Here is an 18582-nt window from a genome sequence, read left to right as displayed (position 1 = left end):
CCGGGAGCATCAGATAGGCGACCTTGCGCCGCCGCTCCGGCAGAAAGCCGGCGCTATTTCTTCTGGAAAGCCCGCGCCAGAACGAAGGCAAGGCCCGCAACAGCTGTAAGCCCCGAGATCGGCTTTTGCCGCATCATCACAGGAACGACGCCAAGAACGCCTTCGAGCATTTCCTCGGTCGCGTATTTGGCGGCCCGGTAGCGCCGCCGCTCCGCGCGGTTCATCAGCATCGCATAGGCGAGCACGAAGATCGCAAGCGTGAGCGAGGCAATGGCCACGGTCAGCGCCGCGCCGAGCGGACCGAAGACCTCGGCCAGATAGATCGCAAGCGCAACGACGCCGCTCACATAAGCGGACATGAACAGAAAAATCAGGATGACAGCCAGCACGGCGTTGCGCCTAGCCGAACGCGCGACCTCGCTGCCATCAATCGCCATGATGGCAGCTGTCAGGGAGATGACCCGGTCCATGCCTTAACGCCGCGTCAGCAGCGCGGCCAGAAAGCCGAAACCGGCAGCCATCAGGATGGATTGCAGCGGACGGCTGCGAATATGATCCTCGATATCCTCTTCGATGGACATCGCTTCCTCGCGCGCCCGGTCATAGGCCTCGTGCCCCTTCCTGGTCGCGTCGTCACGGAACTTCTCGGCGCGGGCCCGTGCGTCGGATGCCTTTTCATTGCCAAGCGTGCCGATCAGCTTCGTCAGGCCTGCGATGTCGTCACGCAATTGGTCGATCTGAGCCTGGATGTCGGCCTCGGTTGTCTTGCCAGCCTGGCCGCCGGTGCTTTTGCTTTCTGCCATAGTTGATCTCCCAAATTTGAGTTCGGACACTGAACGCTCCAACGCGTCAGCGTCGTTTTTGTTCCGGTCGACCGTCCCCTGCCGGCAAACCCGCAACGGAGAAAATCTGAGGGCCGACGGCGGAAGCTTACGCCCGGCATGCGGCCGGCACAATAGGCATCGAGGCGTGCGTCCCAGCCGCCTGGCCGTCCAAAGCAACTCCGCATCGCGGTTTCCGAAAATCGATTCCGATTTTCAGGCCGATGCGCTAGCCCGCAGCGGCCACCCGGCCCTGGTCGTCACCCGACCAACGCGAAAGGTGATCCCGGATAGCAGCGCGCAACTCATCCATCGTGGCATAAAGGCCGCCATCCAAGGCATGGACGTGAAACTTGACGGCGACAAATCTGAGCCGCCCGTTTTCGGGAACGACAATCCCGACCGGCTGGCCGCCGAACTCAACCATCTGCTTTTTCATGACTACCAACTCCGGCCCGAAGATGACCGGCCAATTTGTTTCAACCCTTGTGTGCGGCCTTGACGGCCCTGTCGCCCGCGCGACAGCATCGGAGCACATCCGGCACGCATCCGGCTTCGTTCATGTTCATTGTTTTCAGCGCCTCGAAAGACATTGAACGCTCCCGCACTACGAAGGGTTGGACAAGTTTGCGACTGCGTGGGTTTTACCCGGAAACCCGAATCAAAACCAAGCTTATATTTTATTCATATCGCCGAAATTCTTCAAAAACATGTCAAAGAGCCGAGAATGTTGGAAACGAAATTCCCGTCTCGCCGGCTTCCGCCCGGCGGCTTCCTTCTAGATAGAGAGCTGCTGGCGGCAGACAAGAGGGGCGGCCGCCAAATTCAGCCGCCCCGCAAAAATACAACCTGTGAATGCACAATCCGGAGGAAAGGACTGCGATCACCCCATACGCTCGGAGGCGTAGGAACCGGCCGATGGCGGGAAGACAACCGTACGGTTGCCGTTGACGAAAACACGGTGGTGAATATGGGCGTGGATGGCGCGCGCCAACACCAGCGCCTCGACATCGCGGCCAAGGGCCACATAGTCCTGCGGACTCTGCGCATGGGTGATGCGCACCGTCTCCTGCTCGATGATCGGCCCTTCGTCGAGCTCCGGCGTAACATAGTGTGCCGTCGCCCCGATCAGCTTCACGCCGCGCTGATAGGCCTGCTTGTAGGGGTTTGCGCCCTTGAAACTCGGCAGGAAAGAGTGATGGATGTTGATCACCTGCCCGGCCATCTTGCGGCACAATTCGTCCGAAAGCACCTGCATGTAACGCGCCAGCACGACCAGTTCGGCCTCCGTCTGGTCGATGAGCTCGAAAAGCCGCGCCTCGGCGGCGGGCTTCGTCTCCTTCGTCACCGGAATGTGGTAGAAGGGAATATCGTGATTGACGACGAGCTTCTGATAATCGAGGTGGTTCGACACCACGCCGACAATGTCGATGGGCAGTGCGCCGATGCGCCAGCGATAGAGAAGGTCGTTGAGGCAATGACCGAAGCGCGAGACCATGATCAGCGTCTTCAGCCGGTAGGCACCGTCATGAAAATTATAGTCCATGTCAAAGGGGGCGGCGATCCCGGCAAATCCTTCCCTCAATGCATCAAGCCCGGTTCCGGTTTCGGAAATGAAGCTGATCCTGATGAAGAAGCACCCCGTCTCCAGATCATCGAACTGGGAGCTGTCGATGATATTGCAGCCCTCCGCCGCCAGATAACCGGAAATCGCCGCGACAATGCCGCGCGTTGAAGGGCATGTTACCGTGAGCACGAAGTCTTTCATTGTGATTTCCCGTTTACTGAGCGCAGGCCGTCGCTTGTCCGGACAGCCGACCGGTCATAAAGGTTGGCGGGTGCGCTTTCAACCGCCCGATGGATCATCAGACTACGTCGAAAGGTCCGCTGCTGTAGCATCCACGACTCAAAGATGCGGATTGCCGCCAATCGCGCCTCTTCGTTTGTTTTCATCCGCCCGCCCGCAGACTATTGTTGCGGCAAAAAAGGGGCGGCTTGACTTCAGCGACCCCAGACGCGCTATAGTTCAGCGACAGCTGTCATGACGGGGCCGACCCGCCCGAAGGCGGAAGGGATGATTGGAGTATCAGTATATGCGTCGCTTGAGGGAATCCGCGCCATGCCGGTCTTCTGCCACCACCCTGAAGAGGCGGATTTCAACCGTCGCCGTCGCGGCCACGGCGCTGTCCCTCGCGCTGTCATCGACGGCGCTTGCCGCACAGAACTGTGAAATGACGCTGCACGGCATCAATGTCGCCGGCGCCGAGTTCGGCCAGCCCGGCGATCCTTACGGCCAGGGCTACATCTACCCCTCGAAGGAAACGATCGATTCACTGGCCGAGGACAAGTTCAACGCCATCCGGCTTCCCTTCCTTTGGGAACGTCTCCAGCCTTCGCTGAACGGGGTGTTCGACGCCACGGAATTGTCGCGCATGCAGGCGACGATCTCAGCCGCGCGCGACAACAACATGGTCGTCATCCTCGACCCGCACAATTACGCGCGCTATCGCGGCCATGTGATCGGCAGCCCGGACGTGCCGGTCGAAGCCTTTGCCGATTTCTGGAAGCGTCTCTCGGCCGTCTTCGCCAATGACGATGACATCATCTTCGGCCTGATGAACGAGCCGCACGACATCGAAGCGCCGGAATGGCTGACCGCCGCCAACGCGGCGATCGCGGCGATCCGCAATATCGGCGCTGGCAACCTGATTTTCGTCCCGGGCACCGCCTGGACCGGCGCCCACAGCTGGGAGCAGACCTTCTACGGCCCGTCGAACGCCTCGGTGATGACCGGCGTTGTCGACCCCCAGGACAATTTCGCCTTCGAAGTGCATCAGTATGCCGATGCCGACTATTCGGGCAAGGCCGATGACTGCAGCCATATCGACGGCGCCGTCGATGCCGTCCGGAGCTTCACCGGCTGGCTGAACACCAACAATTATCAGGGTTTCCTGGGCGAATTCGGCACGACCGACCAGATCGAGTGCCTGCGCGGCCTGAAGCAGATCGTGGACATCATCCAGAACGATCAGAAGGCCTGGATTGGCTGGGCCTATTGGGCGAGCGGCGACTGGTGGCCGAAGAACGCCCCGATGATCATCCAGCCGGACCTGAGAAACGGCGGCAGCGCGCAACTGCGCACGCTGCAGCCCATGCTCGCCGACAACGACCTGACCCGCCACGCCTGCAACGGCGACGGCAACTGAGCGTCACCCGGCAACGGGCGCCCAGAGCACGTCCTCGATCCGGCGCGCGCCGGTTGCAAGCATGACAAGCCGGTCGAAGCCGAGCGCGATGCCGCTTGCCGCTGGCATATGCCCAAGGGCTGCCAGAAAATCCTCGTCGATCGGATAGGTCTCGCCGTAGATGCGCTCTTTTTCCGCCATATCGGCTTCGAACCGGCGACGTTGTTCACCGGCATCCGTCAGCTCGCCGAAACCGTTGGCAAGCTCGACGCCGCAGACATAGAGCTCGAAGCGTTCGCTGACGCGCGGATCGTCCTCGCTCTTTCGCGCAAGAGCGGCCTCGGGCGCGGGATAGGCATCGAGAAGCGTCGGGCGGCCATGGCCGAGCCTGGGTTCGATCTTCTCGACAAGCACGCGCGAAAAAAGATCCGACCAGCTGTCGTCATTGCCGTATCGAAACCCCTTCTCTCTCATTTGCCCGGAAAGGCCGTCGCGGTCGGTCGAGCCGTCAGCCGCGATCGTGGCGAGTAGATCGATCCCGGCAAAACGCGCGAAGGCCTCGGCCACGCTCAACCGCTCGAGGGCGGAAAAGGGATCGCAATTCCCGTCCCGCCAGGCAAAACGCCCGGTTCCGGCGGCCCGCGCCGCAAGCGCCAGCAGGGCGGAGCAATCGGCAAACAGCTTCTCATAGGGTTCGCGCGCGCGATACCATTCCACCATGGTGAATTCCGGATGGTGCAGCGGCCCTCGCTCGCGATTGCGATAGACACGGGAAAAGGCGACCAGACGTTCCTCGCCCGCCGCCAGCAGTTTCTTGGCGGTAAATTCCGGCGAGGTGTGCAGGTACATCGCCTTCGCCGCGCCGTCATTGCCGATCATGTCCGTTGAAAACCCATGAAGATGGGTCTCGTTTCCGGGCGAGACCTGTAGCGCCGGAAGATCGGCCTCGATGAACGCCTCATCCGCAAACCAGGCGCGCATCGCCGCCATGATCCGGTTGCGGGCCAGAAGCGCCGGCCGCCGGTCACGGTGCCTGTCGGACAGCCACCAGGGCGATGACGGGGCAGCGGCGTTTTCGTCCGGCATTTTTCCTGAAGCCTTTCCTTCTCGTTCGTTGCAATCCGGCGTTTGGCACTGGAATTCAAAGCGGATTTGCGTTAGTCCCGCTCTCACGAATGCAAAGGGAATGCGCGGTCTATAGATAGTCCCGGCCGCCAACGCAAGGAAGTCTCATGGTCAAGGTCATTGCCTCATCGCTGCGCAAGGGCAATGTCGTCGATGTCGACGGCAAGCTCTATGTCGTTCTTACCGCCCAGAATTTTCACCCCGGCAAGGGCACGCCCGTGACCCAGGTGGACATGCGCCGCATCGCCGACGGCACAAAGGTTTCGGAACGCTGGAAGACGACCGAGCAGGTGGAGAGGGCCTTCGTCGAGGACACCGACCACACCTTCCTCTACAATGACGCCGAAGGGTTCCATTTCATGAACCCTGAAACTTACGACCAGCTCACCATGAGCCCGGACGATGTCGGCGATGCCGCCAACTACCTGTCGGAAGGTATGACGGTGATCCTGTCGATCCATGAGGGCGTTGCCATTGCGCTGGAACTGCCGCGCCATGTCACGCTGGAGATCACCGAGACAGAACCGGTGGTCAAGGGCCAGACGGCGTCTTCCTCCTACAAGCCCGCCATGCTGTCAAACGGCGTGCGCACCATGGTGCCGCCGCATATCGATGCCGGCACCCGCGTGGTGATCCTCACCGAGGACGGCTCCTATGTGGAGCGCGCCAAGGACTGATGTCTCCTTGTTGCCGATATGAGAAAGGCGGGCTGCTGAGCCCGCCTTTTTTGTGTTTGCTACGCGATGCCGCCAAGGCAGATATATTTCAGCTCTGTATAGTCATCGAGACCGTATTTGGAGCCTTCCCGGCCGAGGCCGGACTGTTTGACGCCGCCGAAGGGCGCGACCTCGGTGGAGATGAGGCCCGTATTGACGCCGACAATGCCGTATTCCAGCGCTTCGGCCACACGGAAGATCTTTGCCACATCCGAGGAGAAGAAATAGGAGGCGAGGCCGAATTCGGTGTCATTCGCCATGCGGATCACATCCTCCTCGGTCTCGAACCGGAACAGCGGCGCGACCGGGCCGAAGGTTTCCTCGCGCGCGCATTTCATCTCGGGCGTGACGCCGGTCAGAACCGTTGGCTGGAAGAACAGCCCGCCCTTTTCGTGACGCCCGCCGCCGAGCGTGATTTCGGCCCCCTTGGAGACGGCGTCCTGAATGTGGTCCTGCACCTTCTCGACGGCGTTCTCGTCGATCATCGGGCCGATATCCATGCCTTCGGCCATGCCGTCTCCGACCTTCAGCCCCGCCACCCGTTTGGCCAGCTTTTCGGCGAAGGCGTCATAGACGCCGGACTGCACGTAAAGACGATTGGCGCATACGCAGGTCTGCCCGGCATTGCGGTATTTGGAGGCAATCGCGCCCTCGACGGCGGCATCGAGATCGGCGTCGTCGAACACCATGAAGGGGGCATTGCCGCCGAGTTCCAGCCCGAGCTTCTTGATCTGGTCGGCGCCCTGGCGCATCAGGATGCGGCCCACCTCGGTTGAGCCGGTGAAGGTTACCTTGCGCACGCGGTCATCCTCGCTGAAGGCCTTGCCGACCATCGAGGAACTGGTCGCCGTGACCACCGAAAACAATCCCGCCGGCAGCCCGGCCTGTTCTGCCAGATAAGCCATGGCAAGTGCGGAGAGCGGCGTCAGCTGCGCCGGCTTGGAGATGATCGAGCAGCCGGCGGCGAGAGCCGGGGCCATCTTGCGCGCGAGCATGGCATTGGGGAAATTCCAGGGGGTGATCGCTCCCACGACGCCGACGGGCTGACGGATGACCATGATACGCTTGTCGGCCTGATGGCCCGGAATGATATCGCCATAGGCGCGCTTGGCCTCCTCGCCGAACCACTCGACATAGGCCGCGCCGTAAAGGATCTCGCCGCGCGCCTCGGCGAAGGGCTTGCCCATCTCGATGGTGAGGATCGTTGCGAGATCATCGGCATTGGCGACCATCAGGTCGTAGAGCTTGCGAAGAACAGCCGCGCGTTCCTTGCCGGTCTTCTTCGCCCAGCTCTTCTGCGCCTCGTGGGCGGCAGCGATCGCCGTGTCGACATCTTCCCTGCCGCAATCCGGCAGGGTCGCGATCACCTCGCCGGTCGCCGGATTGGTAACGTCGAATGTCTTGCCGCCGGTTGCGGCCTCCGCCCATTCGCCGGCAATGAAAGCGCCGGAACGCGTCAGCGTCTTGTCCTTGAGGCGGTTTGTGAGCAGTTCCGATATGGGCATGGATGGTCTCCCTGTTTTCTCTTTCCACAACGCCGAACCCGGCGGTCATTGTTCCGTTCCCGCGTGCGGCCGCGCAACTCGCCGATCAAAGGCCTCGCCGAAAGGCCTTCGTCAGCGCACGTCACCGGGCATGTCTTGGCCCCAGGGCGACCGGCCCGGTTTCTGGCGAAACAGGAGGCTTGCGCCTCGCCCGCCAAGCGGCTGCGCGCCTTCCCGCCATACGCCAGACGACTTTCATATAATTATATATAATGGAATATTGTATCAATATAGTAAATTCGCAAAATCCACCGATTTGCGATGCGCGCGATTCTCCGCTAGATGACTCCTGTTTCAACAGCCGCGGTCCCGGCCCCTTGCCGCCCGCGCCGGCGACACCCGTCAGGACAAACCATGCAGACCATTTTCGTGCAGTTCAAATGCCATCCCGGCCAGGCCTATGACGTAGCGGACGTTGTCGTGCGCACGCTTGAGGAAACCTCGGAAATCTATTCGACCTCCGGCCATTACGACCTCCTGGCAAAGTTCTACCTGCCGGCCGAGGCCGACATCGGCCACTTCGTCACCAGCCAATTGCAAACGATCGAGGGCGTGAAAGACACCTTCACCCTCGTCACCTTCAAGGCGTTCAACTAAGGGTCAAAGCCGGGCTTCCTTGGGCCTCCGGCGACCGATTTCAGAAGCGCGGCGCTTCGAGACCGACGGCGCGATAGGCGGCAATCACCGTATTGGCCATGAGCATGGTGATCGTCATCGGCCCGACGCCGCCGGGAACCGGCGTGATCGCGCCTGCAACCTTCTCGCACGCCGCGAAATCAACGTCGCCGAGAAGCCGGGTCTTGCCCTCGCCGCGCTCCGGCGCAGGAACACGGGTGATACCCACATCAATGACTGTCGCCCCGGGCTTCACCCACTCGGCCCCGACCATCTCGGCACGCCCCGTCGCAGCTACGAGAATATCGGCGCTGCGGCACACGGAAGGAAGATCGGCGGTGCGCGAATGGGCCATGGTGACCGTGGCGTTGGCCTGCAGCAGGAGCCGGCCCATGGGCTTTCCGAACAGGTTGGAGCGGCCGATGACGACGGCGTTGAGGCCTGAGAGGTCATCGCCGTGGATCGAACGAACAAGGATCATCGCTCCGGCCGGCGTGCAGGAAATCAGCCCGGTTTTCAGGTCGCCCACGGCAAGCTTGCCGGCATTGACGATCGAAAGCCCGTCGACGTCCTTTTCCGGGCGAATCATCTGAATCACCGGAAACTCGTCGAGATGGCCGGGCAGCGGAAGCTGCACGAGGATGCCGTGGATTGACGGATCGGCATTGAGTTCGCCAACGACCTTTTCGAGTTCCGCCTGGCTGGTATCGGCATCAAGCGTGACCTGCACCGAATGAAAACCGCATTCCTTGGCGCGCTTGCCCTTGGCCGCCACATAGGTATGGCTTGCCGCATCATCGCCGACGATGACGACAGCAAGCCCCGGCACGACGCCGCTGGCGCGCTTCAGTTCGGCCGTGGCCGTCTTGACCGTCTCGATCACCCCTGCGGCAATCGCCTTGCCGTCAATGCGTTCTGCCATTTGTTCACTCCCGGAAAGTCAATGCCAACGCCCTCGTCTGGGCTCCGAAAACAAAAACGGCAAGCGCCGCAGCGCTTGCCGGTATACTTCTTCAAAAAGGCATGAGCGCCCTCAGTTGAGCCGCGTCTTGACCGAGTCGACGGACTTCGAAAACAGCTTCGACTGAACCGCGGGAGTGGCCTTCTTTTCAAGGACGATGCGCGCCGCTTCCACGGCCACGTCCACGGCCGCGCCACGAACGGCCTCGATGGCGTCGTGCTCGGCCTGACGAATTTTCTGCTCGGAAAAGGCGGTGCGGCGCTCGACATATTCTTCCGTCTTGCGACGCGCCTCTTCCTTGATCGCCTGGGCCTCGCGTTCGGCCGCGGCGACGATATCCTTGGCTTCCTCTTCTGCCTCGCGGCGCTTGCGCTGATAGTCGGCCAGCACGTGCTGGGCCTCCTCGCGCAGACGCTTGGCTTCCGCCAGTTCATCGCGAATCTCGTCCGCGCGCGAATCAAGCGAGCGAAGCATGATGCCGGGAACCTTGAAATAGGCCACGACGATGAAGAACAGGATCAGGCCGACAAAGGCATAAAATGTCGCGTCAAGTGCCATGATCAGCCCTCCTTGGCCGCAGATACGGCCGCTTCGACATCGCCCTTGGCAACGCGCCCGCCGATAAGGTGGGTCACGATCTGGGCGGCGGTGTCCTCGGCAATGGTGCCGACTTCGGCAAGCGCCTCGGACCGCACCTTTTCGATCCGGGCATTGGCTTCGGAAAGCTTCTTGCCAAGCTGGCTCTCGAGCTCGGCCCGCTCGGCTTCGGCCTCGGCACGGGCCTTTTCGGCGGCGGCCGCCGAAATCGCACGAGCTTCGTCGCGCGCCCGGGCCAGTTCCTTCTCATAAGCGGCAATCGCGGCATCGGCCTCGTTGCGCAGCCTTTCGGCTTCATCCAAATCCTGGGCGATCCGGTCATGCCGGTCTTCCAGGATGGAGCCGACGCGCGGAACGATCACCCTCTTCATCACCAGATAGAAGATGCCGAACGTGATGGCCAGCCACAGGATCTGCGACGGAAAGGTCACAAAATCGAATGGCGGGAACACCTGTTCCTCGTGATGCTCGATTTCGGCCAGCGTCGTCTCGGTATGCGCGTCAGCGCCTTCCGATGTCTGCGCCAGAGCCGGTGTCACAATCATGCTCGCCTCCAGAGGTCTTCGATAACGATGTCACGGCGTTATAAGCAAACGCCGTGACCAAAACGTCAGACCGTTTAAACTTAAACGGCGAAGAGCAGGAGAAGAGCGACGAGCAGCGAGAAGATGCCGAGCGCTTCGGTCACGGCAAAGCCGAAGACCAGGCGGCCGAACTGGCTGTCGGCTGCAGAGGGGTTACGCAGGGCGCCGGTGAGGTAGTCACCGAAGATACGGCCCAGGCCCATGGAGGTTGCACCCATGCCGAGGCATGCAATACCGGCACCAATGAACTTTGCTGCTTCCGCTTCCATAAAAGAACTCCTTCGAAAGAATGGGTTATTGCGGCTTAATAGCGATGCCGGTCCGCGCTGTCCAGCCGAACCGACAGTGTTTATTCCCTAGTGTTCGCCTGCGTTGACGGCGTCGTTGAGATACATGCAGGTCAGGACTGCAAACACATAGGCCTGCAGGAAGGCCACCAGGAATTCCAGCGCCGTCAGAGCGACGGTCATGGCCAGGGGCAGGATCGCGCCCCCGGTTCCGATCGTGCCGATCGCGCTCAACGAGACGACGAAGCCGGCAAAAACCTTGAGCGTGATGTGACCGGCCAGCATATTGGCGAAAAGACGAACCGACAGGCTGATGGGACGCGAGAGAAACGAAACGATCTCGATCAGCGTCACCAGCGGCAGCAGGGCGGCCGGCACGCCGGACGGCACGAAGACCTTGAAGAAGCCGAAGCCGTGCTTGTAGACGCCGTAGCCAACAACCACGCTCATCACCAAAATGGCGAGCGCGAAGGTCACGACGATCTGGCTGGTCACGGAGAAGAAATAGGGGAACATGCCGATCAGATTGGCGGTCAGCAGGAACAGGAAGAGCGTCAGCACGAAGGGGAAGAACACCATCCCCTTTGTCCCCGCGCCTTCCCTCAGCATCGAGGCCACGAACTCGTAGAGAAGTTCGGCTATCGACTGGGTGCGCGAAGGAATAAGGCCGCGCTTGGAGGTCGCCAGATACATGAAGCCCGCCGCAGCGCCCACCGTGATCGCCATGAACAGCGATGCATTGGTGAAGGAAAAGTCCAGTCCGCCGACATTGATCGGAACGATATTGTGGATCTGAAACTGATGGGTCGGATCGTTTGCCACCTGTGCTCTCTCTTCTCACCTTGCGCGGACCCGCTTGGGGCGGTCATGCGCGCAGAACCAAACTCTATTTCCCGTCCTTCTTCAGACGGTCCTCCGGCTCAGCCACATAACCGACGGAGCGCAACACATTCAAGACCCCGGCGCCAAAACCGAGAAGAAGAAAGCCGATCATGCCCCAGGGGCCGGTTCCGGCAAACTTGTCGAGGAGAAAGCCGATCATGAAACCGACGAAAATGGCGGCCATGAATTCGCTCGAAAGCTTCAGGCCCTTCGACATTTCACGCCGGTCATTGGCGGAGCTTTCCGCCTTCCTGTCGCTCTCTCCATTCTGGCCCTTCCGCAGCGCGCCCAGTTCGCTGGCGAGCCGCTTGCGGCGTTCTTCCAAGTCCTCCTGCCCGTCCTCAGCCATCAAATCCGCTTTCCCAAAAATCCTCGACCGCGCGACCGGCGCTCGGCGGATGTTTCAGCAATGCGATAAAGCCTTCGGGACCCCCCGGTCAAGTCGGGCGCACCATAGTTTTCATGCCCATGCTAGTCAAGCTTCGAGGCAACCGCAATTGCGCAACCGGATTTGTTCGACCAAAGCCTAGAACCAGCCGCGCGAGCGCAGCCAGTAGATGGCGAGAACGCCCGTCAGGAGCATTGCGGCAACGGCGGCGGGATAACCGTATGCCCAGTGCAGTTCGGGCATGCGGTCGAAATTCATGCCATAGATGCCGGCGATCAGCATCGGCGGCGCAAAGACCACCGAAACGACAGAGAACAGCTTCATGATGTTGTTCTGTTCGAGATTGACGAGACCGAGCGACGAATCGAGCAGGAAGGAAATGTTGGAAGAAACGAAACTGGCGTGCTCGGACAGAGACTGGATGTCGTGGGCGACGATGCGGCAGAGATCCTTGGTCGGCTTGTCGTCCCGCACCCGCCCAAGCGCCTGCACGTAGGTGGAAAGGCGCGCCAGCGTGATCAGGCTGTCGCGCGTCTTGCTGACGAGGCGGTGGTAGGTCGATATCTCGATCAGCCGCTCCTCGAGTTCGGCCGGGGGTCGTCGCCGTCCGCGCACGCCCTCCCCGAAAACGGCGATCGAGACATTGTCGATCTTGGCGACAGCCAGTTCCAGGATCTCGGCCGTGCGGTCGACGATCGTGTCGAGCAGGTGGGCGAGAACCCGTACGCCCTGCCCGGGCCCGATATCGAGACGCTTCATGTCGGCGGCGAAGAGAAAGAACGGCTTCGGCTCGGCGTGGCGGATGGTCACCAGCCGGCCTTCGGCGAGGATGAAGCCGACATCGGTCAGCTGGGCAAGGCCGAAATCCACGTTCATCACGATCGACGCGGTCATGTATACGGCGTTGCCCTCGGTATAGTAACGGCTGGAAGGCTCGATGTTCTTCAGCGTCTCGCGGGTGGGGAGCATCACGCCCAGGAGCGATTCCATATGCTGCATGTCGGCCTCGGTCGGATCGAGCATGTCGATCCAGACGACGTCCTCGCCAAGCGGTTCCGCCGCGCCTGACGACGGCAAGGCGGTCTTGACACCGCCGACCCTGTAGAGATGGATCATCTGAACCCCGCCTTCTGACCTCGCGCTTGCCTCTACTGGCTACCCAAGCATAAATGCCAGGGCAAGTGTGTTTTTTCAGAACGCGCTGGCGTCGCGCGATCTCCCCGTCATGGCCGTGCGGCAGAACACGCAAAGGCCCGAACAGGACACCCCAAGATGCAACCTCACGAATTCTGGCAGGAATTCCTGCCGCCGCGAACAGTCGACCCGCACGCGCCGCTTTCCGCCGCCTATCCCGCCACCCTTGCCGACGGCCGTCAGTTGCTGCTGCCGATCCGATCGGTCGACGGCGGCGACCTGGCCTCTCTCATCATCAACCAGGCCTCGTTCGCCGTTTGCGATGGCCTTGCCGAAGACCTGGCCGGACGCCTGGCGGCTGAGAGACCAGATATCGTCGTCGGCCTGCCGACCCTGGGGCTGACGCTTGCCGCGGGCGTTGCCAGGGCGCTGGGTCACGCCCGCTTCGTTCCTCTCGGCAACTCCCGCAAGTTCTGGTACGAGGACGCGCTGTCGATGCCCATGAACTCGGTAACGACGCCGGATCAGGACAAGCGCCTGTTCATCGACCCGCGCATGCTGCCTCTCCTTTCCGGAAAGCGCGTCGCCCTTGTCGATGACGTGATTTCCTCGGGACGCTCGATCCTCGCCGGCCTGTCTCTGCTCGAAAAATGCGGCATCCGCCCCGTCACGATCGGCGCGGCCATGCTGCAGACAGCGCGATACCGCGCCCCCCTCGACGAATACGAGGATGGGCTCTCGAAAAAAATCCACGCCTGCTTTTCAACGCCCCTGCTTCAGCGCGGCGAGGGCGGCAAATGGCGCGAAAAAACCGGCCATTGACCGGTTCTCCGCGCAACGAAAAACCCGCGATCCGAAGATCGCGGGCCTATCGCAACGCACTGCTTCCGGAGTTATCAGTTCAGAAGAACGGCATCCGGATTTTCATTCAGCGCCTGTTCGGAGAATTCCGGCTGATTTTCCAGCGTTTCCCGGTCAAACCGCGTCTTGACGACATAGACGTCGCCGTCGCTCATGACCGTCGCCGCATCGGCTGAGATCGCCACGGGCTTCTCGCCGATACCCAGGAAGCCGCCGACGTCAACGATCAGGATGTTCTGGCTCTGATCGCCGTGGGTCATGATGTTCGAAACATCGCCCACGCTGTCGCCTTCAGCGCTCAGCACGGTGGCGCCGTCAAGCTGGTCGAAGGAGATCGACGCCATGTCGACCTCGGACATGCCCTCCAGCATCGGATTTTCCGCATTCATCGTCTCCGCGGCGTTCTCGCCCATGCTGTTCACGCCTGCCACCATGTCGTCCATGGCGTTGCCGGCGGCCTCGCCGGCCTGGTTCATGGCGTTGCCGGTGGTATTGGCGAGATCCTGCGTCTCGTTTGCAACGTTGTTGGCGGCGTCATTGGTCGCCGTGCGAAGCTGGCCAGCCTCCTCACGGATCGCCGCCGTGCCGCCCTCGATCAGGTTCGGATTGTCATATTCGAATGACGGGGCATTCTCGAGTTCCTCGATGGTAGCGTCGATCGTCAGCCAGTTGCCGTTCTCGCCCTGCTGCCAGCCGAGACGGTCGAAGGACACGGCGACATCCTTTTCGCCGATGCCGAGAAAACCGCCGACGCCGATGACGGCAGCAGTCGCGTTGCCGTTCGAGCCCATCACGATGTCATTGATGTCGCCAATCTGCTCGCGGCCCTGATCATCGGCATCCTGACCATAGACCGGCCAGCCGAGAAGCGAGCTTGCGAGAACCTGCTGGTCGGTTGCGCCGAAGAAGCTCTGAGCATCGTCAGAGGCAGCCTGACGTTCGGGAAAGACCGGCGTTGCGCCCGTTTCCATGCCAGCTTCCATGCCGGTCGTCGCGGCGGGTTTGTTGTCCATCGTGTCGGTATTGGTAGCGTCCTGCGCATAGGCTGCGCCCGTGGAAACAACTGCTACCAGCGCCGTAGTGGAAAGAATCTTGCGAAGCATATCAATACTCCTCTTTTCCTGAATGTTTCTTTGCGAGCACGATTTAATATTTATTTTATTCTCGTTTTATTCTCACTCGCTGCACACCAACAAAACGTGCTGCCGGACACCTTGTTCCTGCGTCGATACGTTTTTTTTTCGATCAGGGAAGGCAAAAAAACCGCCCGGGCTTCTGGCGGCGGGCGGGGTCCGGCGGAGGGCGCGGCGAAAGATCTCAGCAGAAGCGCAACGGCATGCGGATATGGACCCTGAGGCCGGTGTCGGCAAATTCGATATCGACCTTGCTGCCGATAACCTTGTCGAGACTGCGCTCGATCAGGACGCTGCCGAAGCCGCGCTCTTGCGGCGGCGTGACCGGCGGGCCGCCGACCTCCACCCAGTCGAGCTCGAGATGGGACGCGCCATTATCGTCCTCGCCGCAGGCAACCGAGATATCGACGACGCCGGCGCGCGTGGAAAGCGCCCCGAACTTCGCGGCATTGCTCGCCAGTTCGTGGATGACGAGACCGAGCGCCAGCGCCTCGTCAGGGTCGAGGAAGACAGCGCTACCGTGAATATCGACCTGCCGGCTGGCGCTGTCGATATACGGCGCCACCTGGGAACGGAGCAAGCGGTCAAGCGCGATCGCCCCCCACTGCTCGTCGGAAAGCAGGGTGTGGGCGGCCGACAAGGCCTGAAGGCGGCCGGAAAAGGCCATGTTGAACTCTGCCGAAGTGCGCGAGCGCCGCAGCGTCTGGCCGGCGATCGACTGGACGATCGCCAGCGTGTTCTTGACCCGATGATTGAGCTCGCGCAGGAGGAGCCGCGTCTTCTGCTCCGACTCCTTGGTTGTCGAGATATCGACAACGACGCCGAAGACCGGCCCGCTCTGCTCTGCCGACAGCACGCTTTCATAGGCGCCGCCGAGCGACAGCAGCCACTTGCCCGTTGCGGCGGCCTTGAATTCGCACTGGTACTCCTCGCCGCGATCGAGCGCCGACTTGAAGCGGCGCAGAAGCGGAAAGCGCGTTTCCGGCGCGATGGCGGCAAGAAGGCTGCGGCAGGTCACCGGCTCGCCGGCAGGGAGGCCGAGCATTTCCCGCAGCGCATTGTCGCACTCGACCATATTGCTTTGGCGGTCCCAGCTCCAGGCGGCGATGTTGCCGGCGCGAAGCGCCATGGAGTGACGCTTCTGGGCGCGCGACAGCGCTATATCGGCGGAAGCCTTGCCGCGCGCGGCATCCTTCAATTCGTAGAGTGAGCCGGCCAGATTGGCGAGACGGCGCAGCGCCGCGGCATCCTCATCGGAAATGTCGCGGTGATTGGTCCCGTCGATGACGCAAAGCGAGCCCGCATTGACGCCGTGCACCTTGATTGGCGCGCCGGCGAAAAACCTGACGGGCTTGCCGTCATAGTTCGGAACGGAAGGCGCGATATCGTGCTGGTCGGCCGGATTGTTGAGGATCAGCGCCGGGTCCTGCTTGAGCGCGATCGGATAGACGAAAAGGCCGGAGCGGGTCGGAACGGTCTCCGGCTGCATGCCGTGAACCGCCTGTACCCAATTTTCGTCATAGTCAGCTATCAGGATAAGCGCAGCCGGGCAGGCGAAGCGCAAGGCAGCCGATTCGACGATCGCGACGAAGTCTTCGTCGACCTCGGCGGCACGCATGATTGTCTGCGATAGGGTGTTTAGCCTGTCCTGATCCTTGATCGCATCGACAATATCGCTCGGCAAATGTTCCACTGGCTAAAAGGCTCTTCATTCTGAGGCGAAAGCAAGGGTTCTTCCGCGCTATTTCGGATGACCGCATCGACCGGCGGAATATCAATCACGCTCAAGAACGCCTGACCAGTGCTTAGGTTCCGTTACGCGCCGAATTTCGTTCCGAAGACGCAGAAAAAGCCGTGCGTCCGGGTCGTCATCCCGGACGCACGGCGATTTTCGATCAGAAGCAGGAGAACGGTCGCGGCTTGTCCTCATGCCGGGCGCGTAACGAACGCGCTGCTGACGACGGCGGCGGAATTCGCATCCGGTCCGAAGTCGACCTCCCCCTGGATATCCAGAAGCTCCTGAAGCTTGCCGCGGGCCCGCGCGATGCGGCTCTTGATCGTGCCGATGGCGCATTGGCAAATCTCGGCCGCCTCCTCATAGGAAAAGCCGGAAGCGCCGACCAGAATGATCGCCTCGCGCTGATCGTCAGGCAGCCGGTTCAACGCCTTGCGGAAGTCGCGCAGGTCCATCGCGCCATATTGTGCGGGATGCGTCGACAGCCGCTCGGTGAAGACATTGTCGGAATCCTGTATTTCGCGACCGCTCTTGCGCATCTGGCTGTAGAACTCGTTGCGCAGGATCGTGAACAGCCATGCCTTGATGTTCGTGCCCTCGGCAAAACTGTCCTGCTTGGCCCAGGCCTTCATGATCGTGTCCTGGACGAGATCGTCCGCCATATCCTGGTGCCCGCACAGCGATACCGCAAAGGCGCGCAGGCTGGGCACCGTCTTCAGCATATCGCGCTTGAAGCTCGTATCATCATCCCTGACCAAGGCCGTCACCCCTTTGCTTTGCGCGTCGAAGCGGACTCTGCCGCATCAAGACGTTCGAGCAGGTCGAGAAACCGATCCGGGATCTCCTCCTGTTCAACGGCATTGTAAAGGGCCTTGAGGCGGCGGCTGATCGCCTCTTCCGGGCTCTTTGCCGTGCCGGGCAGAGCTTCCCCTTTTCCCAGACTGCTATTGCTTTTCACCAGTTTAATCCCGTTTGTACCCAATTGCATGTTCAAGCCGAAAACGCCGGGTCCGATAAAAAGTTCCTTCAAAGCCGGAACTTTTTTTTGACTGACGCATTTGGTCATTTTGATAGCGCTCTTTGAGCCTACCCAACAGATTTACCGAGGCAGGAGACTGTATAATATGTCGCTTTCAACCCGTATCGCTGCCCATTTGCCATATCTCAGGCGGTACGCTCGTGCCGTGACCGGATCGCAAACCTCCGGCGATGCCTATGTGGCCGCCGTCCTTGAAACGCTGATCGAGGATGTCTCTCTTTTTCCCGAGAACGGCGACGACAAGGTTTCACTCTACAAACTCTTTTCACGCCTGTTCAGTTCCACGACGATCGAGATAGAGGACATCGAATCGCCCTATTCATGGGAAAAACGCGCCGCGGCCAATCTGATGGCGCTTCCGGCCAAGCCTCGGCAGGCCTTTCTGCTGATCTCGCTCGAAAATTTCTCACATGAGGAAACGGCCGCGATCCTCGAGGTCGAGCCCGACGCGATCCCCGGCCTCGTTGACGAGGCCTCGGCAGAGATCGCCCGCCAGGTGGCCACCGACATCATGATCATCGAGGACGAGCCGCTGATCGCCATGGATATCGAGCAGATGGTCGAAAGCCTCGGTCATCGGGTGACCGGCATCGCGCGCACCCACAAGGAAGCGGTCGACCTCTACAACAGTTCCAAGCCAGGCATGGTGCTCGCCGACATCCAGCTTGCCGACGGCAGCTCCGGTATCGACGCGGTCAACGACATCCTGGAGCATGACTCCATTCCGGTGATCTTCATCACCGCCTTCCCCGAGCGCCTCCTGACCGGCGAACGACCCGAGCCGACCTTCCTGGTCACCAAGCCGTTCAACCCGGACATGGTCAAGGCGCTGATCAGCCAGGCCCTGTTCTTCCAGGAACGACACCAGGAAGCGGCCTGAAGAGGTCGGGCAACCTCGCATAAACAAAGAAAAAAGGCGGCCACGGCCGCCTCCCAGACTGCTGACAAACCCGTCGGTTTTTCGGCGGGCCCGCC

At 61.2% G+C, this 18582-nt stretch carries 22 protein-coding genes; 5 read left to right on the top strand and 17 right to left on the bottom strand.

The features are described 5' to 3' along the window. Nucleotides 1-53 precede the first annotated feature (53 nt). The 4 genes from AZF01_RS02385 to purU all read right to left on the bottom strand — a co-directional run bounded on the left by AZF01_RS02385 (nt 54) and on the right by purU (nt 2589). Nucleotides 54-470 (bottom strand): hypothetical protein, encoded by a 417-nt coding sequence (locus AZF01_RS02385; protein WP_024706039.1) that lies wholly within the window; start codon nt 468-470, stop codon nt 54-56. Between the two features lie 3 nt (nt 471-473). Next, nucleotides 474-803: a YqjD family protein gene (locus tag AZF01_RS02380; RefSeq protein WP_024706038.1), complete on the bottom strand. Its 330-nt coding sequence runs from the start codon at nt 801-803 to the stop codon at nt 474-476. 247 nt (nt 804-1050) lie between these two features. Next, nucleotides 1051-1260: a hypothetical protein gene (locus tag AZF01_RS02375; RefSeq protein ID WP_024706037.1), complete on the bottom strand. Its 210-nt coding sequence runs from the start codon at nt 1258-1260 to the stop codon at nt 1051-1053. A gap of 444 nt (nt 1261-1704) precedes the next feature. Beyond that, nucleotides 1705-2589 (bottom strand): formyltetrahydrofolate deformylase, encoded by an 885-nt coding sequence (purU, locus tag AZF01_RS02370; protein ID WP_024706036.1) that lies wholly within the window; start codon nt 2587-2589, stop codon nt 1705-1707. A gap of 325 nt (nt 2590-2914) precedes the next feature. Here purU and AZF01_RS02365 point away from each other — a divergent pair, with 325 nt between their 5' ends. After that, nucleotides 2915-4027, top strand: a complete 1113-nt coding sequence (locus tag AZF01_RS02365) for a glycoside hydrolase family 5 protein (RefSeq protein ID WP_051423942.1) — start codon at nt 2915-2917, stop codon at nt 4025-4027. A gap of 3 nt (nt 4028-4030) precedes the next feature. On the opposite strand, the gene epmA is transcribed toward AZF01_RS02365, so the two are convergent. Beyond that, nucleotides 4031-5092 (bottom strand): EF-P lysine aminoacylase EpmA, encoded by a 1062-nt coding sequence (epmA, locus tag AZF01_RS02360; RefSeq protein WP_024706034.1) that lies wholly within the window; start codon nt 5090-5092, stop codon nt 4031-4033. Nucleotides 5093-5238: 146 nt separating this feature from the next. On the opposite strand from epmA, the gene efp reads away from it, so the two are divergent. Further along, complete coding sequence (efp, locus tag AZF01_RS02355) at nt 5239-5808, top strand: elongation factor P (protein ID WP_024706033.1); 570 nt, start codon at nt 5239-5241, stop codon at nt 5806-5808. Nucleotides 5809-5867: 59 nt separating this feature from the next. On the opposite strand, the gene AZF01_RS02350 is transcribed toward efp, so the two are convergent. Then, nucleotides 5868-7352: an NAD-dependent succinate-semialdehyde dehydrogenase gene (locus AZF01_RS02350; protein ID WP_024706032.1), complete on the bottom strand. Its 1485-nt coding sequence runs from the start codon at nt 7350-7352 to the stop codon at nt 5868-5870. 393 nt (nt 7353-7745) lie between these two features. On the opposite strand from AZF01_RS02350, the gene AZF01_RS02345 reads away from it, so the two are divergent. Further along, nucleotides 7746-7988: an Lrp/AsnC family transcriptional regulator gene (locus AZF01_RS02345; protein ID WP_024706031.1), complete on the top strand. Its 243-nt coding sequence runs from the start codon at nt 7746-7748 to the stop codon at nt 7986-7988. Nucleotides 7989-8028: 40 nt separating this feature from the next. Here AZF01_RS02345 and folD read toward each other — a convergent pair whose 3' ends face one another. From folD to AZF01_RS02310, 7 genes are all read right to left on the bottom strand, one after another. Beyond that, a complete protein-coding gene (gene folD / locus AZF01_RS02340; RefSeq protein WP_024706030.1) occupies nt 8029-8928 on the bottom strand; it encodes a bifunctional methylenetetrahydrofolate dehydrogenase/methenyltetrahydrofolate cyclohydrolase FolD in 900 nt (299 codons plus the stop codon). A gap of 111 nt (nt 8929-9039) precedes the next feature. Next, the gene (locus AZF01_RS02335) at nt 9040-9525 is read right to left on the bottom strand and encodes a F0F1 ATP synthase subunit B (protein WP_024706029.1); all 486 of its coding nucleotides are present in this window, start codon (nt 9523-9525) and stop codon (nt 9040-9042) included. Nucleotides 9526-9527: 2 nt separating this feature from the next. Continuing rightward, nucleotides 9528-10109 carry a F0F1 ATP synthase subunit B gene (locus tag AZF01_RS02330; RefSeq protein ID WP_024706028.1) on the bottom strand — a complete coding sequence of 194 codons (582 nt, stop codon included), beginning with the start codon at nt 10107-10109 and terminating at the stop codon, nt 9528-9530. A gap of 80 nt (nt 10110-10189) precedes the next feature. Further along, on the bottom strand, nt 10190-10417 hold the full coding sequence (locus tag AZF01_RS02325; protein ID WP_018063478.1) for a F0F1 ATP synthase subunit C: 228 nt from the start codon (nt 10415-10417) through the stop codon (nt 10190-10192). Nucleotides 10418-10504: 87 nt separating this feature from the next. Next, the gene (locus AZF01_RS02320; RefSeq protein ID WP_024706027.1) at nt 10505-11257 is read right to left on the bottom strand and encodes a F0F1 ATP synthase subunit A; all 753 of its coding nucleotides are present in this window, start codon (nt 11255-11257) and stop codon (nt 10505-10507) included. A 64-nt stretch (nt 11258-11321) separates the two neighbouring features. Then, nucleotides 11322-11666 (bottom strand): AtpZ/AtpI family protein, encoded by a 345-nt coding sequence (locus AZF01_RS02315; RefSeq protein ID WP_024706026.1) that lies wholly within the window; start codon nt 11664-11666, stop codon nt 11322-11324. A gap of 177 nt (nt 11667-11843) precedes the next feature. After that, entirely contained in the window at nt 11844-12821 is a 978-nt protein-coding gene (locus AZF01_RS02310) for a magnesium transporter CorA family protein (RefSeq protein WP_024706025.1), read from the bottom strand. 156 nt (nt 12822-12977) lie between these two features. Between AZF01_RS02310 and AZF01_RS02305 the strand changes: the two genes are divergently transcribed. Continuing rightward, nucleotides 12978-13661 carry a phosphoribosyltransferase gene (locus AZF01_RS02305; protein WP_024706024.1) on the top strand — a complete coding sequence of 228 codons (684 nt, stop codon included), beginning with the start codon at nt 12978-12980 and terminating at the stop codon, nt 13659-13661. A gap of 74 nt (nt 13662-13735) precedes the next feature. On the opposite strand, the gene AZF01_RS02300 is transcribed toward AZF01_RS02305, so the two are convergent. From AZF01_RS02300 to AZF01_RS24695, 4 genes are all read right to left on the bottom strand, one after another. Continuing rightward, nucleotides 13736-14803: a PRC-barrel domain-containing protein gene (locus AZF01_RS02300; protein ID WP_024706023.1), complete on the bottom strand. Its 1068-nt coding sequence runs from the start codon at nt 14801-14803 to the stop codon at nt 13736-13738. Between the two features lie 214 nt (nt 14804-15017). Then, the gene (locus AZF01_RS02295; RefSeq protein ID WP_024706022.1) at nt 15018-16526 is read right to left on the bottom strand and encodes a sensor histidine kinase; all 1509 of its coding nucleotides are present in this window, start codon (nt 16524-16526) and stop codon (nt 15018-15020) included. 233 nt (nt 16527-16759) lie between these two features. Then, nucleotides 16760-17326 (bottom strand): RNA polymerase sigma factor, encoded by a 567-nt coding sequence (locus AZF01_RS02290; protein ID WP_256389183.1) that lies wholly within the window; start codon nt 17324-17326, stop codon nt 16760-16762. A 5-nt stretch (nt 17327-17331) separates the two neighbouring features. Then, nucleotides 17332-17634: a NepR family anti-sigma factor gene (locus AZF01_RS24695; protein WP_024706020.1), complete on the bottom strand. Its 303-nt coding sequence runs from the start codon at nt 17632-17634 to the stop codon at nt 17332-17334. Between the two features lie 58 nt (nt 17635-17692). On the opposite strand from AZF01_RS24695, the gene AZF01_RS02280 reads away from it, so the two are divergent. Beyond that, nucleotides 17693-18487, top strand: coding sequence for a response regulator (locus tag AZF01_RS02280; RefSeq protein ID WP_024706019.1), 795 nt, complete (start codon nt 17693-17695; stop codon nt 18485-18487). Nucleotides 18488-18582 lie beyond the last annotated feature (95 nt).

Origin of the sequence: Martelella sp. AD-3 (assembly GCF_001578105.1) — a bacterium.
GTDB lineage: Bacteria > Pseudomonadota > Alphaproteobacteria > Rhizobiales > Rhizobiaceae > Martelella.
The sequence above is the reverse complement of the archived record's forward strand: the minus strand, read 5'-3'. Positions and strand labels throughout refer to the sequence as shown.